The sequence below is a fragment of the Micromonospora sp. RTBAU3-60 genome, from assembly GCF_054963695.1.
Genome location: NZ_JBUEGB010000009.1, coordinates 118,693 through 134,749 on the forward strand (window position 1 = coordinate 118,693; position 16,057 = coordinate 134,749).

Here is a 16,057-nt window from a genome sequence, read left to right on the forward strand (position 1 = left end):
GGTCCACCCCGGAAGTCACCGCGCCCCGGATCCGCGCCCTGGCCGGGCTTCCCGAACCCGATCGTTCAGCACCGTCCACATCACGCACCTGCCCGTCCGGTCGCCAGCAGAGCCGCGTCAGCGGGAGCCGCCCCGTCCGTTCGACGAGGCGCTACCCCGTACGATATCGATCAATGCGTCTGGCGTGGTCGGTGCTTGGTCACGGAGCGGTAACGGCGGTCCGCCACCGGAGCGACGACCTCCGGTGGCGGACCTGGTGAGCGCGGGGTCACCCCGCTCGACACATCCTTACCGGTCCTCCTCCCATCCGGCGGAGAACCAGATGGCCGCCAGCAGGACTACCAGCGGCAGCACCGGCCACCAGCTCGCGGGAAGCAGCGCGCTTCCCAGGGCGAGGAACGCGATCACGCCGAGGAGAAAGAGCCAGCCACGCCGGGAGCCGAACAGCAGCCGGAACCGTTGCCGTACGCCCATGAGACCTCCCGCCCCAACTCCGCTCACGGCCACCACGTCCGCTTGGCCCTGAAGATGTACCGGTGGGCCCCGGCGATGTGCTCCAGCGGCCCCGGGCTGCCCTTGATGCCCTTCGCCACCCGGGCCATCTTGAAGGCGCGGGAACCCGCGGTGAGGCGGGCACCGTACCCACCGAGCAAGGCTCCCACGGCGCCTCGCTGCAGCATCGTGCCGACGCGGAAGTCCTTGGTGCCCGCGGTGCCCGCCGCGTACGAGCCCATCCCGGACGCCGCACCGACCAACATGACACAGGCGATAGCGGTAGCCCCGCAGGCCAGCGCCCCGAGTGCGGCGCCGATCCCGACCCCGATCATCGCGTAGGTCCGCCAATTGTTCTTGAAGTGGTTGCCCACCGCCTTCGCCGCACCGGTGACGGCATGTCCCGCCGCCTTGCGGCAGGCGCTGCTCCAGAAGCTGGTCAGCTTGCACCGCTGGTGCTTCTGCTTCTCCTTGGCCGCGGCCTCGCGGGCCTTCTTCGCCAGCGCCTCGCGCGCCTTGCGGGCAGCCTCCTCCCGGGCGTGCTTGGCGGCGTACTCCCGGGCCAGGCGCCGGGCCTCCGCCGCCTTCCGCATGTAGTCACAGCCGTCGCAGTAGTGGCGCGACGACGACGATGACGAAACCGGCCTGGAGTAGTCGCAACCGTCGCAGTAGTGGTGCGCCGCCGGGGAGGGCTTCTTCGCCTTCTTCTTGGCCTTCTTCGCGGGCTTCTTCTTGGGCGGCGGGTTGTTGTAGCCGCCGCAGCCGTCGCAGTAGTGGCCGCCGGGCAGCACCCGCCACTGCCCGTCCGGGTCGCTCATCGTGACCGGGGTGTTGTCGGCGTACGCGTACCCGTTCATCTGCTGTGGGGTGTCGGTGCCGATGACCGGGTCCACCGAGATGAACCGGCCGGTGTCCGGGTCGTACTCGCGGGCACCGAGATGGGTCAGCCCGGTGGTGGCGTCGACCGTGCCGCCCACGTACCCCTTCTGGTCCGGCCAGCTCGCCGGAGCCGTGCCGCGCAGCTCGCCGAAGGGCAGGTAGCGGCGTTGGGTCAGGGCCAGGTCGTCGGCGTCGACGGCCAGTTGCGCCGTCCCGTGCTGGTCCTCCGCCTCGAACGAGAGCCCGCCCGTGGTGGTGCGCACCGCAGTGGTCGAGCCGATGTCGTAGTACCGGGTCGCCGTCACCACGTCCGTGGACCTGGCGAGCCGCAGTTCCGTGTTGTCGAGGTAGAGGGTGACGGCATCCGGCTCGCGGCGGATCAACCGGTCCCCGTCGGCGTCGTACAGGAACTCCGTGACCTTGCCGCCCTCGGTGACCGAAGCCAGGTCGCCTTCGGTGTCCCAGACCAGGCTCTGGGCGGAGCCACCGACCGTACGCCCGGTGGTGTTGCCGGTCGCGTCGTAGGTGTAGCTGTTCGTCCGACCGCCGGTCGTCACGGTCGAGAGCGCGTGCGGCCGGGTCGACCCGGCAGCCGGATAGGTGGAGGTGCTGGTGGTCCCGGCGCCGGTGGTGGTGTCGTAGTTGGTCTCGCTGAGCCGGTTGCCGGTCTTGTCGTAGGTCCACGACTGCCAGTACGGTGCGGGCCCGCCGAGGACGTCCACCCCGGGCGCGGCCGCACAGTTGTCGGTCGCCGTCCAGGCGGTGGTGAGCCGGCGCAGGTCGTCGTACCGGAAGCACTGGGTGTCGGCCACGCCGCCGGAGGGGGTGTCGGCGATCCGGGTGACGTTGCCGGCGCCGTCGTAGGTGTAGGTGACGTCGGCCAGGTGCAGCGGCGACACGTTGCGATCCACCACCGTCCGGCTGAGCTTGCGGGTCGCGTCGTCGTAGAAGAACGTCTGCGCGATCTGCTTGCCCGACACCGCCTGCATGGTGTACTGCAACGGCTCGTCGTAGGGGCTGTAGGTGGCCGAGACGAGCAGCGTGGACAGACCCGTCTGCGCCGTTTGGAGCCGACCGTCCGCGTCGTAGCTGTACCGCAGGGTCTCCGGGGCGAGGCCGCCGGCCGCCGGGTACGAGACGGACAGCGGGTCGCCGGTCGGGGTGTACCCGGTGTTCACCCGGTAGCTGCCGGCCAGCTTGCCCTCCACCGCCGGGATGGTGACCGTGCTGCCCAGCGAGCGGTAGCGGGAGTCGTAGCCGTTGACCGACGTGGTGTAGGCGTTGCCGTTGACGTACCGGGTGGACGAGGCGGCCTGCCCCTTCACCACGGTCCCGTTGCTCAGGGTGTCGTAGGTCCAGTCCGCCAGCTTGGGACCGGAGGTCGACCCGGCGTACATGGCGGTCTTGCGACCGAGCCCGTCGTACGTGTAGGCCAGGGTGGCGCCGCGCGCATCGGTGGTGGTCAGCACCTGGTCGGCGTTGTCGTAGGTGTAGGTCGTGGTGCCCTTGTCCGGGTCCTCCTCCTGCACCTTCCGGCCCCGCAGGTCGTAGGTGTACCGCCAGACGTTGCCCACCGGGTCGGTGATGCTGGCCAGCTCACCGGCCCTGGTGTACGTGTAGCGGGTGGCGTCGTAACCGCCGCCCGGCGTACCGCCGGAGTGCTGGCGCAGCTCGGTTGTCCGGCCCTCCGGATCGGTGATCGTCGTAGTGGCCGTGCCGCCCGCCGGCGGGGTGACCGAGACGCGGTCGCCGCCGTAGCTGGTGGTGGTGCGCCACTTCTCCGCGCCGAAGGAGAGGAAGATCTCCGCCGTCTCCCGCTCGTTGCCGTCGTAGACGGTCCGGGTCTGGGCCGGCACGGCGTTGTCGTCGACGGTCAGCAGGGTGGTGCCGGCGGTGCCGTCGTTCCAGTAGGCCGCGTTGCTCTTCACCTCCAGGCCGCGGGAGTCGTAGAAGGTGTCCGTGACGATCCGGCCGCCGCCCGCGGCGGGCTGCTGTGTCTGGCGTTCCCGCAACTGGCCGTCGTAGAACGCGTACTCCTTGTCATAGGTGTCGTCGTCGCGGATCGTCTCGGTGGTGACCACGTTCGGCGCGGTGGCCCGGATGAGGTAGGAGAACTTCATGTTGGGCGTGGCGTCGCCCGCCTTGGAGCGGTCGGGGAGCCAGACCGCGGCGGATCGGCCGAGCGGGTCGTAGGTCAGGTCGGTCCGCCGGCCGTTCGGATCCACGATCGCGGTCTCCGCGCCCCACGCCGGCTCGAACGTGGTGGCGGTGGCGTGCCCGAGCGGGTTGGTGACCGTGGTCGCGGTGACCGGGCCGGTGGTCGGGGTGAAGACCGTGCTGGTCCTGCGATCCAGCTCGTCGAACGTGTCCAGGGTGCGCCCGTAGTTGTCGTACGTCGCCCGGGAGGCCTGCACGTAGACCGGCGTGCCGTTCGAGTACGACGCCAGCTCCTGGGTCAGGGTCTCGTCGCCCTTCGTCGGCGCGGTCCCGAAGGTGGTCGAGCCGTCGTAGAAGGTGCGCGTGTCGGAGAGGACATCCGCCGGGCGGGACGGTGTCACCGTGCAGGCCACGCGGACCCGCTCGACCCGCACCTCGTAGTCGATCATCCACTTCGCGGTGTCCCGGGCGTACGTGGTGCGGTTGCACTCGTCGTCGGCGCTCGTCGCGGTGTCGCCGAGGTCGTTCACCTCGGTCGGCAGCCCGTACGAGTCGTAGCTGGTCTGCACCTCGGTGCGCCGCCAGCCGCCGGTCGACAGCGCGAGCCGGCTGCGCTTGCGCGCGATGCCGGTGAGGTACGCCTTGGTCGCGCCGTGCGTGGCGGTGGCCGCCGAGATCCAGGGATCGTTGATCTCGCCGTTCAGCACGGTCCCGCCGACCCCGTCGTAGGTCATGCTCTCCCGGGCCAGGCCGGCCAGGCTCGGATGGTCGGCGACCGACCCGCCCTCCGAGTCGCCGACCGAGACGCTGCGGGTGCCGCTGGACAGCTTGTCCCCGTCCATCCCGCGCAGGTAGAGCGTCTCGCGCAGCGAGCGCACCCCGCCGGGGGCGCCGTGGGTCACCCGGACCCGCGCGAAGCCGCGCCACTCGCCCCAGGTGCGGTACTTCGCCGGGGTCAGTTCGTTGTCGTCGTGGTGCCAGGCGCCGCCGCCGAGGTACTCGTAGTCGGTCTGCTCGATCCCGGCCACGCCGGACTGGTCGTCCTCGAGGACCTGGACCGCGACGTACTTGTGGAACCAGTCGAGCTGCGGCTGCAGCGCGCCCTCCGGCACCCAGTACTGCGGGAAGCAGCGCTTGGTGTTGGTGTCCGGGGTCGGGGCGGCCGCCCGGGTGCACTCCCGGCCCGAGTAGTTGACCCGCAGGTGCCCGCCGGACTCGTCGTACACGTCGGTCACCCGCCACTTGTACAGCGGCGGGATGCCCTCCAGCGCGTCGACCCGGTTCTCCAGCTGCACGCCCTCGAAGGTCACCGCCGGCAGCGCCAGGCTGCCGCCGACCTGGCCGGTGCGGGTGATGGAGGCCAGCCAGAGTGACGGCGACGTGCCGTCGCCCGGGGCCCGGTACTGGTAGCCCAGTTTCCAGCTGTTCACGTTCCCGGTCCCGGACACCCGGGTGGTCACGCTCGCCAGCCGCTTGCGGGTCCAGAAGGTCGGGGCGAACCGGTCGGTGCAGCTCGCGCCGGCGTCGCAGTTCTGGTCGTACGGCACGTCCGGCCAGTTCTTCGCGGTGTCCTTGGTGATCGTCCCGGTGCCGCAGGTCGCCCCGTCGGCGCACCGCTCCTCCGCGGTGAAGACCACCTGCATCGGGGCCGTCGTCGAATAGACTGTGTCCGACCGCTGCCCGTAGTCGATCCGGCTCAGGTAGCCGCCGCGGACGTACGCCGTGCCGGCCGTCGCGGTCAGGTTACGGCCGTAGTAGTTCGATTCCTTCGTGTACCAGTACGACATCGCGTTGCCGTTCGAGTCCACGACGTAGTCCAGGTTCCACCGCCACGCCTGGTTGCAGTACGACGACGCGAAGGTGCTCGCGTGGCACGGCTCACCGCTGTCGTCGCCGAACACCGGCGCCGTCCAGACCGACTCGGTCACCGCGGCGTTGGTGGTCCAGCCCGGCAGCCGGTGCAATCCGTAGAAGTACTGGGTGCCGTCCCGGGAGGTGATCTTCCAGTACTCCCCGTTGTCGTCCCCGTTCGTGGCACCGGTCAGGCGCTCCACCCGGGAGCCGTCGTCGTTGCGCGGATGCCACGCGCCGGTGGTGTCGTCCTTCACCAGCTCCACGGTGCGCCCACCGAGCGAGAGGAAGGCGTTGTCGGTCTCCCAGCACAGGTCGTACGGCTTCGGGCTGAACGAGACGTCGTCGGAGCACGAGCCGTACCGCCGCTCGATGAAGCCCTCGCTGAAGTCCCAGCCCTCACCGACCCAGGACGACTGGTTGTTCGTCGACACCGTGCGCCCGTCCACGCTGCCCGACGAGTACGCCAGCGTGAGGTCGGGCTCCGGCCCGCCGAAGGCGGGCACCTCCTCCATCGGGTACGACCAGCTGAAGTCGCCGGCCGAGCCGCCGGCCTCCCAGGACGACGACGCCGACAGGGCGCTCGCCTTGTAGTCCCCGGCGCTGCCGGACGCCGTGGCGGTGGCCGCCAGCACGGTGGGCGTGGCGCCCACCGGGGTGTCGGCGGTCAGCCGCCCGGAACGGACGTCGTTACGGGACGGCAGTGGCGTACCGGCGCGGCAGTCCGGGCGCTCCGGGGTGGTCAACGCGCACGCCGGGAGGCGCACCAGGCGCAGCCGGGAGCCCCAGTCGCCGCCGTACGCGTCGCGGAACCCGGAGTAGTCCACCTCGACGGAGGCGCCGGGCGTGCCGGCCGCCGCCGCGCCGCTCCCGGTGGCGGCCACCGTGAGCAGCAGGCCGCGCAGGTCGGCCCGGCGCGCGGCGTCCTGGCCGAGCACCTCCACCCGCAGGCCGTCCGGCTGAGCGGCGCCGGCCGCGCCGACCCGCACCGGCAGGCTGCCCGCGGGGACCGGACGCGTCCCGGCCGCCGCGGACAGGCCGCCGGCCAGCGCGTCCTTGCGGTCCGCGGCGGACAGCCCGGCCAGGTTCGCCGGCAGCGCCACCTCGGCGACGCCGGGAGCCGGCCAGGACGCCGCGGGCGCGAACCGCCGCGCCGCGGTGGAGGACCGCGCCGACGGGGGTACGAAGTCCCGGCCGGGCACCGACCGTTCCCGCGCCACGTCAGGCTTCCACCTGAGCGGGGCCGCCGCGGCCGGTTTCGCCGGCACGGTCAGTGCTCCGGCCGCCAGGGCGGACGCCACCGTGCCGGCCAGCACCGCCGCCAGCCGTCGGCTGATCGGGCGCATCCGTCGCCGGCGCGCACGACTCGTCACGATCGTTCTCATCACCGATTCCCTCCCGTGTCGTGCGGCCGGCCGGCTCACCCGGCCTGCGCGGTGTACAGATCCCAGATCGCCTGGTCGCTCAGCGGCCCCGCGTACGCGCGGGCGTCGTCCACCGCACCGGTGAGGTACTGCTGGAACGTCACGCCGGCCGAGCCCCGGCCGATCCGCACCGCACCGCCGGCCTGCCAGGTGCCGGCGAAGTACGACTCGGCGACGAACTGGCCGTCGACGTAGAGCCGCAGCGCGTGCGCCTGCGCGTCGTACATCCCGGCGAGGAACGTCCAGGTGCCGACGGTCGGCGTGTCGAACTGGTCCACCGCCTCGCAGATCTCGGCGGAGGCCGAATCACCCACCGGGGTACGCATCGACCAGCGGTAGACCCCGGCCGCGGCGTCCCAGGACCAGCCGAGGTTGACGCCCCCGATGTTGCCGCCGTCCTGGCTGAGCGCGATCCCGTTCTTGGTCAGCGCGTCCGGCCGGACCCAAGCGGTCACGGTGTAGCTGCCGTCGGTCCGGATCGCCGGGGCGGTGGTGCTCAGCACCCCGTCGGCGAGCTGGACGGCGTTCCCGCTGACCCCGGCGATCCGGGTCACGCCGGTCGTCGACCAGGTGGCCGGGTGCCCGCCGACCGAGTCCGCGGCGGTCGTGCCGGAGGTCTCGTCCAGCTTCCACCGCCCGGCCAGGCGCGGCACCTGCTGGATCTCACCCGACAGCAACACCCGGTCGTAGAACCGCTCGGCGTCGAGGTCCCCGGGCCAGTAGTCGGTGAAGTTGCCGTTCCACTTCGACCGGCCCAGCTGCACCGGCCCGCTGCTGTTCCACGGCGTGGTGTAGCTGGCCGTGCCCTCCAGCACCCCGTTGACATAGAGCCGCAACTGCTGGGCGGGGGCGTCGTACACGCCGATCAGGTGGTACCACTCGCCCGCGACCGGCTTCGTGGTCGAGACCGCCTGGGTGGTGACGGGTGAGTCGGCGTCCCCGCTCATCCGCTTGAACTCCCAGTGCTGGTAGGTCGCGGAGTAGTACAACAGGAACGCCGCGCCCCGATTGCCGGGCTGGGACATCGCCGCGCCGTTCTTGGTGGTCCGGTCCAACCGGACCCAGGCGCTGACCGAGAACGACCTGGTGGCGTCCGGGACCAGGTCGGTGGTGCTGGCGTAGCCGGTGGCCCCGTCCAGGTTCAGCGCGCCGCCGGTGACCCCCTCGGTCCAGGCCGCGCCGCCGACGACGGTGGCGTGGTGGAGGCCGCCCGAGACGTCCTCGGCGACGGTGCCGTCACCGGTGTAGTCCAGCCGCCAGTCGGCGACCGGCCCGGACGGCTCGGTGGCGTAGAAGACCACGGTGGCGACCTCGGACCGGTTGCCCGCCTTGTCCACCGCCCGGGCGTGCATCCAGTTGACGAACCGGTCGGGTACGACGGTGACGTTGACCGGCGAGGTGGATCCGGACGGCGTCGCCTTCTTGGTCAGCGCGGTGACGTCACCGTTGACCGTGTACTCGTAGTACGACACGTCGGTGCCGCCGTTGGGGCCGAGGGTGACCGTGAGCCCGGCCCCCATGACGGCATTCGACTCGCCGTTGTCCGGGAAGCCGGTCGAGGTGACGGACGGGATCGGCGGGCGGGTGCTGTCCACCTGGAACTCGCAGAAGCTGCTCCACGTGCTGGTGTCGGTGCCGTCCTCGGCCCGTACCCGCCACTTGGCGATCGAGCCGTTGCTGAACGCGCCGGCGGGCACCGTCACGGCCACCACGGTCGGGGTCTTGCCGGCCACCGTCGCCGACGTCCAGCTGCCGACCGGTGCCGTGCCGCTCGCGGTCCACCACTCGAAGCGCGCCTTGACCGCGTTGTCCGCGTCGCTGACCGTGGCCCGCAGGGTCGGGGTCGCGGTGCCCAGCACCAGGCGGCCCGAGCCGGTGGTGCAGAGCGTCGAGTTGTCCGTGGTCAGGTTGGTCGGCGCGGCGGGCACCGTGTTGTACTCGATGGTGAAGGTCGGGTTGTTCCGGAACTTCTTCCACGACAGGGTGTCCCTGTTGGACTCCGCCGTCGACGACGCCCGCAGGCCCTCGTGGATGCTGCTCCAGCTGTTCTTGGCCGCTTTCTGCACATGCGCGGTGACGTTGAACTCCACCCCGCCGGCCGGGCAGCTCGACGAGTACCCCTTGGCCACGCTCTTCGCGTCGAGCTTGGTGATCCAGCTCGGCTGCCTGTTCCAGGTGGTCGTCGACCCGAACCCGCCGACCTCCCACGCCTGCACCTCACGGGTCGTGCACGAGCGCGACCACGTCTCGTACGTCTGCAGCGTCGCCTTCAGCACGTGCTTGCCCCGTACGCCGGAGGTGTCGATCTGGAAGAGCGACCGGGTCAGCTTGCCGTCCGTGGCGTCGTAGCCGACCCGGGCCACGTTCTCGGAGGAGCCGAGGTTGGCGCCGTTGTAGAAGGAGGTGTTCGGGTAGTTGCTCCACACCTGGGTCCAGTTGAGCCGGCTGCCCGACCAGGACGGGTCCAGATAGACCGGGTAGCGGGTGTCCGGCGCGGTCAGCAGGTCGCGGTCCGGCGCCAGGGTCAGCGCGTCGGCGGTGAGCGCGACGCCCATCGACCGAATCCGGCCGCCGGGCACGTCGGCGGCGCGGGGGCGGGCCTGTCCCGGCGCCGCCGCGGTCGCCTCCCCCGACGAGTCCCACATGTACGCCGCCGGGGCCCGGAACACCTCCCGCCCCGCCGCGTCGACGGCGGCCAGGTCGCCGCCCGCACCGGCCCGCACCGACAGGCCGGACCGGGTCACCGGGAACCGCAGCCGGTGCAGGGCCGGGTTCGCCGCCGCCTGGGCGGACTTGACGACCAGCAGCTGGGACAGGCTCTCGACCTCGGCCCGCAGCAGCAGGTCGACCCCCGGCAGCACCTCCCGGTAGGTGGCGGTGTTGCCGGCGAGGACGGGCGTCGGCAGCCGCCCCGGCCACGCCAACGCCAGTTCCGTCCCGTCGCGGCGCAGCCGCACCAGCGGCCCGCTGCCGCCGCCGGAGAACGCCATGTCCAGCGTCGTCGCGGCCGGCGTCACCGTGCCGTCCGCCCGGGCGTGCAGCGTGGTGTCCACCGGCACCCACTCCGCGCCGCGCCGCACCCGCTCCGGTACGACGGACTGCCGCATGGTGAAGGTGCCGTTCGGATTCGCGAAGACCTGGGTGTTCTCGGTCCGCAGGGCGGTCGCCTCGACCCGCTGACGGGTGGCGACGGCCGCGGCCCGGGCCGCTTCCTCGCCGAGGGCGGGCGCGGCGGCCGGCGCCGCGGCGGCCGCGGGCGCGGTCAGTAGGCCGCCCACGACGGCCAGCACCGCCACCAGCCCGGTACGGCGTGGACGGCGGGTCACGGAGGCTAACGGATTCCCGGCAGACATCGACGCCCCTCCCAGTCTTCAAGGTTCCTGGAGGGTCACGCACCGGCCTATCGCCGGACTACTCGCCGGCTATCACGGGGGCATCGCGTGGGGATGGCGGGACAGGGCTCCGCTGACGAGGCGCCGTCAGAGGTAGCCGCCGATCTCGACCGGCACCGCGCCGGCCGGGACCGCGCCGGCGCGCAGCGCGTACAGCTCCGCCAGGGTGGCGCCCTGCGGCGGGATCCCCGCCGAGCTGCCGAGCCACTCGGTCGCCTCGGCGTACGACAGCGGGCCGACCTCGATCCGGGCCAGGCAGCGACCCGGCCGGACGACCGCCGGGTGCAGCCGGGACAGATCCTCGTTCGTGGTGATCGCCACCAGCACGTCCCGGCCCTGCCCGAGCAGCCCGTCGGTCAGGTTGAGCAGCCGGGACAGCGCCTGCCCGGCGGCCTGCTTGGCCTCGCCCCGGATCAGCTCGTCGCAGTCCTCCAGGATGAGCAGCCGCCAGCGGCGCCCGGCGCCGCCCTCCTCGTCCTCGTCGCCCACCGCGATGTCCGACAGGTAGGCCGCGTCGCCGAACAGCACCTCCGGGTCCAGGACCGCGTCGACCTGGCACCACTCGCGCCACTGCCGGGCCAGCGCCCGCAGGGCGGTCGTCTTGCCCGTGCCGGGCGCGCCGTGCAGCAGCACCAGCCGACCCGAGACGGCCTCCGGGGTGGCGGCCATCAGCGCGTCCAGGGCGGTACGGGCGGTCGCCGCGTAGTTGTGCCGGATCGTCGTCCACTCCGGAGCGACGATCGACCGGAGATCGCGCCGGGCGCCGCGGCGCGGGTCGTGATGCCAGAACCCGATCCGGCCGGTGTCCGGGTCCTCGGGCTCGGCGGCTCCCTCGGTGATCCGGTCCAGGGCCGCCTGCCCGATCTCGTCGTCCACGGCGGTCACGGTCACCTCGGCGTCCCGCCCGTTCCAGGTGACCACCCGGGCGGTCCAGCCCTCGCCGTCGAGCAGCCGGTAGCGCCGCCGGTGCTCGACGGCGGTACGCAGGACCCGCGCGTCGGCGGGGGTCAGCGTGGCGTCGGGGCGGAGCCGGGACAGCCGGACCGTCCGCGCCCAGGGGTGCCGGCCGGTGACGAAGTCCGCCAGCGACAGCGCGTCGACCACGTCGCAGGGGGTGTCGGCGTCGTCGTACTGGAGGACCGAGGGCAGCTGGCTGTCAGCCGGGGCGGTACGCATCCCTGGATCATCGCCAGCGCCCACCCCGGCCGTACAGCCCTTTACGCCGGCGCGGTTTCGAGGCGGTCCGCGACCAGGTCCCGGACCTGCGCGTAGCGCGCCCGGACGGCGGGCACGGGCGCTGCCCCATACTCCTCGGTGTCGCCGACGGTCCACGCCGGTGGCGCCGCGCCGCCGAGGGCGACCCAGGCGGCCTGGCGGGCGGCACCGTCGGCGACGTACTCGCCGGGCGGCGGCACGACCACGGGCCGGCCGAAGACCTGCGGGGCGATCCGCCGCACGGCCGCCGACCGGGCCCCGCCGCCGACCAGGATGATCCGGCGGGCGGTGGCGCCCTGCGCGGTCAGCGCGTCGAGCCCGTCGGCGAGCGCGCAGAGCATCCCCTCCACGGCGGCGCGGGCCAGGTGGGCCGGGGTCGAGCTGCCCAGGGTGAGGCCGTGCAACGAGCCGGTGGCCGCAGGCCGGTCCGGGGTCCGCTCCCCCTCCAGGTAGGGGACCAGGACCAGCCCGTCCGCGCCGGGCGGGGCGGCCAGGGCCAGCTCGCTCAGCTCGTCGAGGCCGACCCCGAGCAGGGTCGCGGCGGCGTCGAGCACCCGGGCCGCGTTGAGCGTGCAGACCAGCGGCAGGAACCGGCCGGTGGCGTCGGCGAAGCCAGCCACCGCCCCGCTCGGATCGGCGGCGGGCGCGTCGGCCACCGCGAAAACCGTGCCGGAGGTGCCGATCGAGACGACCACGTCGCCCGGGCCGGCCCCGACCCCGAGCGCCGCGGCGGCGTTGTCGCCGGTGCCGGGGCCGAGCAGGACGCCACCGGCGCCGCCCCGCCCGGCGAGCGCCGCCGGATCCAGCGGCCCGGCCGGGTCCGCCGGGCCGAGCACGACGGGCACCCGGAGCTGCCGCCCGAAGGCGCGTTCCAGCAGGTCGAGGCGGTACTCGCCGGCCCGGGGCGACCAGTAGCCGGTGCCGCTGGCGTCGCCCCGGTCGGTGCGCAGCGCGTCCAGCCCCGGCGCGCCGGCCAGTCGCCAGGTCAGCCAGTCGTGCGGCAGGCAGACCGCGGCCACCCGATCGGCGTGCGCCGGCTCGTGCCGGGCCAGCCAGCGCAGCTTGGTGGCGGTGAAGCTGGCCACCGGCACGCTGCCCGTCGCCTCGGCCCAGAACCGCCGGCCGGCCTCGCCGCCGCCCGCCTCCGCGATCAGGTCCTGCGCGGCCCCGGCGGATCGGGTGTCGTTCCAGAGCAGGGCGGGCCGGACCACCCGGCCCGCCTCGTCCAGGCAGACCATGCCGTGCTGCTGGCCGGCGACCGACACGGCCGCAACGTCGGCCAGCCCGCCGGCCGCGTCGACGGCCGCCAGCAGGGCGTCCCACCAGGCCCGCGGGTCGACCTCGGTGCCGTCCGGGTGGGGCGCCCGGCCCTGCCGGACCAGCGTGCCGGTCTCCGCGTCGCGGATGACGATCTTGCAGGACTGGGTGGACGAGTCGATCCCGGCGACGAGCGGCATGGTGGCCCGCCTCAGCGCGCGCCGAGCAGGTGCTCGACGGCGAGCTGGTTGAGCCGGACGAAGCCGTAGCCCTGCGCCCCGGCGGCCTCCGGGTCGAACTCCTCGAACGCGGACCGGTCGGCGAGCAGGTCGGCGTAGCTCTCCCCCGGGGCCAGCGTCGGCGCGGCCAGGTCGCCGACCTTGCTGGCGGCCAGCGCCTCGGCCACCTCCGGGTCGGCCCGGAACGCCGCCGCCCGCTCCTTGAGCAGGAGGTACGTGCGCATGTTCGCCTCCGCCGACGCCCACACCCCGGTCATGTCTTCGGTGCGCGAGGGCTTGTAGTCGAAGTGCCGTGGCCCGTCGTACGCGGGACCGCCGTTCGGGCCGCCGTGCTCCAGCAGGTCGACCAGGGCGAACGCGTTGACCAGGTCGCCGTGGCCGAAGACCAGGTCCTGGTCGTACTTGATGCCCCGCTGGCCGTTGAGGTCGATGTGGAACAGCTTGCCCTGCCAGAGCGCCTGGGCGATGCCGTGCGCGAAGTTGAGCCCGGCCATCTGCTCGTGCCCTACCTCCGGGTTAAGCCCGACCCGCTCGGGATGGGCCAGGGTGGAGATGAAGGCCAGCGCGTGCCCGACGGTGGGGAGCAGGATGTCGCCGCGCGGCTCGTTCGGCTTGGGCTCCAGGGCGAAGCGCAGGTCGTAGCCCTGGTCGATCACGTACTGGCAGAGCAGGTCGACGGCCTCCCGGTAGCGGTCCAGCGCGGCGCGGACGTCCTTGGCCAGGTCGTATTCGGCGCCCTCCCGGCCACCCCACATGACGAAGGTGCGGGCGCCCAGTTCGGCGGCGAGGTCGACGTTGCGCAGCACCTTGCGCAGCGCGTAGCGCCGGACGTCGCGGTCGTTGCTGGTGAAGCCGCCGTCCTTGAAGACCGGGTGGGTGAAGAGGTTGGTGGTGACCATGGGCACGACCAGGCCGGTCTCGTCGAGGGCCTTGCGGAACCGGGTGAGGTGGGCGTCGCGGGTGGCCGCGTCCGCGCCGAAGGGGACCAGGTCGTCGTCGTGGAAGGTGATCCCGTACGCGCCGAGCTCGGCGAGCTTGTGCACCGCCTCGACCGCGTCCAACGCCGGGCGGGTGGCGTCGCCGAACGGATCGCGGGCCTGCCAGCCGACCGTCCAGAGACCGAAGGAGAACTTGTCGGCGGGGGTGGGACGGGGTGCCATGGCAGACCTCCGGTGGTGTCGTCCGCAATTTGTTCAGTGGTTGAATTAAATGGCCGTGATGTGGCAGTGTCAAGGGGTGACCAGCGCCAGCACCGCCGGGGCGGTCCGGCAGGGCAGCCTCCGCGAACTCAACCTGGCGGTGGTGCTCCGGCGGATCGCCGCCGCCGAGCGGCCCCCCTCCCGGGCCGAGATCGCCGCCGGGACCGGGCTGACCCGGGCCACCGTCTCCGCCGTCGTCGACGACCTGATCGCCGGTCGGCTGGTCGCCGAGGCGGAGCCGGCGCCGCGTACCGGGGCCGGGCGGCCGGCCCGCGGCCTGGTGCTGGCCGCCGACGGCCCGGCCGGGCTCGGGCTGGAGGTCAACGTCGACTACCTGGCCGCCTGCGTGGTCGACCTGACCGGCGCGGTACGCCACCACGTGGCGCGCCGCGCCGACCTGCGCCCGGTCTCCCCCGCCGACGCCCTGGACCGGCTGGCCGCGCTCGCCGCCGAGGCCCGCGCCGCGGCCGTACGCGACGGGCTGGCCCTGGCCGGTGCAGCGCTTGCCGTGCCGGGCCTGGTCGGCGACGGCGGCCTGGTCCGGCTGGCGCCCAACCTCGGCTGGCGGGACGTGGACGTGCCCGGGATGCTCGCCGGGCGCCCGCTCGTCGAGCCGGTCGACGGGATCCCGCCGCTGGTCGTCGACAACGAGGCCAACCTCGCCGCCCTCGGCGAGCTGCACGCCGGCCCGCCCGGCTCGGCCAGCTTCCTGCACATCTCCGGCGAGATCGGCATCGGCGCCGGGATCGTGCTCGACGGGGTGCTGTACCGAGGCGCGCGCGGTTGGAGCGGCGAGCTGGGCCACATCCCGGTGCACCCGGAGGGGCGGCCGTGCCGCTGCGGCGGGCGCGGCTGCCTGGAGCGGTACGCGGGCCAGGAAGCGGTCCTGGCCGCCGCCGGGCTCTCCGGCCGGGAACTGCCCGCCGACACCGCCGCGACCCGGCTGGCGGACCTCGCCGAGGCCGGCGACCCGGCCACCCTGACCGCCCTGGCCGACGCCGGGACGGCCCTCGGCGTGGCCGTGGCGGGCGTGGTGAACCTGCTCGACCTGGACACCGTGGTGCTCGGCGGCGGATACGCCCCGCTCGCCCCCTGGCTCGCCCCGCCGGTGGTCGCGGAGATCTCCCGGCGGGTGCTCACCGCGGCGTGGTCGCCGGTCACGGTACGCCCGGCCGCGCTCGGCGCGCAGTCCGCGGCGGTCGGCGGGGCCGCCTCGGTGGTCCGCCGGATCATCGACCGGCCGGTCGGCTGGCTGGCCCGTTCCGGCTGATCCCGACCTTCCTGCCCAGATACCTGCCGCGGGCGCGGGTGGGCCGGCGGCCGGACCGGGCCAGGCCGCTCAGGCGGTACGCGCCACCGGCGGCCGTGGCTCTTCCGGGCCGGCCAGCGGGTCGCCGACCCGCTCGCCCGAGGGCTGCTGCAACGGCCACCCCTCCGCGGTGGCCTCACCGCGCCGGGCCACCGCGTCGAACTCCTGCATCCCCCGCAGCAGCGCCGCGCGCCCCTCATCGCTCATCCCGGCCAGGATCCGGTCCAGCCGCTGCCGCCGGTCGGCCCGCAGCTCGGCGAGGAGCCGGGTCGCCTCCGGGGTCAGGTGCAGGGAGATCTCCCGCCGGTCGAACCGGCCCGGCTCCCGTTCCAGCATCCCGGCCGCCACCAGCCGGTCGCAGAGCCGGCTGGCCGAGGAGAGCAGCATGTCGGTCAGCGTGGCGAGGCGGCGGAGGTTGATCCCGTCGTACTGCTCGACGACCATGACCGCACGTAGCTGGGCGCTGGAGAGGCGGCTCGTGGTCCGCTCCCGGGCCGCCTCCCAGACAGCCAGCAGGGTGCCCGCCGCCTCGTCCAGGGCGGCGGCCATACTCGCTTCAGGTCCGTAAGGACCGCGTTCTTCGGCCATGGTGCGCCCGAGACTACCCGCCCCACCAGGCGTACGACCTGTGCAAAGGAGCAAA

Annotated in this window: 8 protein-coding genes; 1 reads left to right on the forward strand and 7 read right to left on the reverse strand. The window is 73.5% G+C overall.

Annotated features, from left to right (window positions below; genetic code table 11):
* Positions 1-288 precede the first annotated feature (288 nt).
* From ACY34I_RS11850 to xylA, 6 genes are all read right to left on the reverse strand, one after another.
* Complete coding sequence (locus tag ACY34I_RS11850) at positions 289-474, reverse strand: hypothetical protein (protein ID WP_462754754.1); 186 nt, start codon at positions 472-474, stop codon at positions 289-291.
* Positions 475-497: 23 nt separating this feature from the next.
* Positions 498-6,752 carry an RHS repeat-associated core domain-containing protein gene (locus ACY34I_RS11855; RefSeq protein ID WP_462754756.1) on the reverse strand — a complete coding sequence of 2,085 codons (6,255 nt, stop codon included), beginning with the start codon at positions 6,750-6,752 and terminating at the stop codon, positions 498-500.
* Positions 6,753-6,799: 47 nt separating this feature from the next.
* Positions 6,800-10,129: a LamG-like jellyroll fold domain-containing protein gene (locus ACY34I_RS11860; protein ID WP_462754758.1), complete on the reverse strand. Its 3,330-nt coding sequence runs from the start codon at positions 10,127-10,129 to the stop codon at positions 6,800-6,802.
* 153 nt (positions 10,130-10,282) lie between these two features.
* Positions 10,283-11,371 carry a DUF5925 domain-containing protein gene (locus tag ACY34I_RS11865; RefSeq protein ID WP_462754760.1) on the reverse strand — a complete coding sequence of 363 codons (1,089 nt, stop codon included), beginning with the start codon at positions 11,369-11,371 and terminating at the stop codon, positions 10,283-10,285.
* Between the two features lie 41 nt (positions 11,372-11,412).
* The gene (xylB, locus tag ACY34I_RS11870) at positions 11,413-12,867 is read right to left on the reverse strand and encodes a xylulokinase (protein ID WP_462754761.1); all 1,455 of its coding nucleotides are present in this window, start codon (positions 12,865-12,867) and stop codon (positions 11,413-11,415) included.
* Positions 12,868-12,878: 11 nt separating this feature from the next.
* Positions 12,879-14,066 carry a xylose isomerase gene (xylA, locus tag ACY34I_RS11875; RefSeq protein WP_148800936.1) on the reverse strand — a complete coding sequence of 396 codons (1,188 nt, stop codon included), beginning with the start codon at positions 14,064-14,066 and terminating at the stop codon, positions 12,879-12,881.
* A 49-nt stretch (positions 14,067-14,115) separates the two neighbouring features.
* Between xylA and ACY34I_RS11880 the strand changes: the two genes are divergently transcribed.
* Entirely contained in the window at positions 14,116-15,375 is a 1,260-nt protein-coding gene (locus ACY34I_RS11880) for an ROK family transcriptional regulator (RefSeq protein WP_462754763.1), read from the forward strand.
* A 69-nt stretch (positions 15,376-15,444) separates the two neighbouring features.
* Here ACY34I_RS11880 and ACY34I_RS11885 read toward each other — a convergent pair whose 3' ends face one another.
* Positions 15,445-15,963 (reverse strand): MarR family winged helix-turn-helix transcriptional regulator, encoded by a 519-nt coding sequence (locus ACY34I_RS11885; RefSeq protein ID WP_462754764.1) that lies wholly within the window; start codon positions 15,961-15,963, stop codon positions 15,445-15,447.
* Positions 15,964-16,057: the final 94 nt, after the last annotated feature.

Excerpts from the sequence above, each read along its gene's own strand:
- ACY34I_RS11850 (WP_462754754.1), bottom strand. The coding sequence starts at position 474 with ATGGGCGTACGGCAACGGTTCCGGCTGCTGTTCGGCTCCCGGCGTGGC.
- ACY34I_RS11865 (WP_462754760.1), bottom strand. The coding sequence starts at position 11,371 with ATGCGTACCGCCCCGGCTGACAGCCAGCTGCCCTCGGTCCTCCAGTAC.
- xylB (WP_462754761.1), bottom strand. The coding sequence starts at position 12,867 with ATGCCGCTCGTCGCCGGGATCGACTCGTCCACCCAGTCCTGCAAGATC.
- xylA (WP_148800936.1), bottom strand. The coding sequence starts at position 14,066 with ATGGCACCCCGTCCCACCCCCGCCGACAAGTTCTCCTTCGGTCTCTGG.
- ACY34I_RS11880 (WP_462754763.1), top strand. The coding sequence starts at position 14,116 with ATGGCCGTGATGTGGCAGTGTCAAGGGGTGACCAGCGCCAGCACCGCC.
- ACY34I_RS11885 (WP_462754764.1), bottom strand. The coding sequence starts at position 15,963 with ATGGCCGCCGCCCTGGACGAGGCGGCGGGCACCCTGCTGGCTGTCTGG.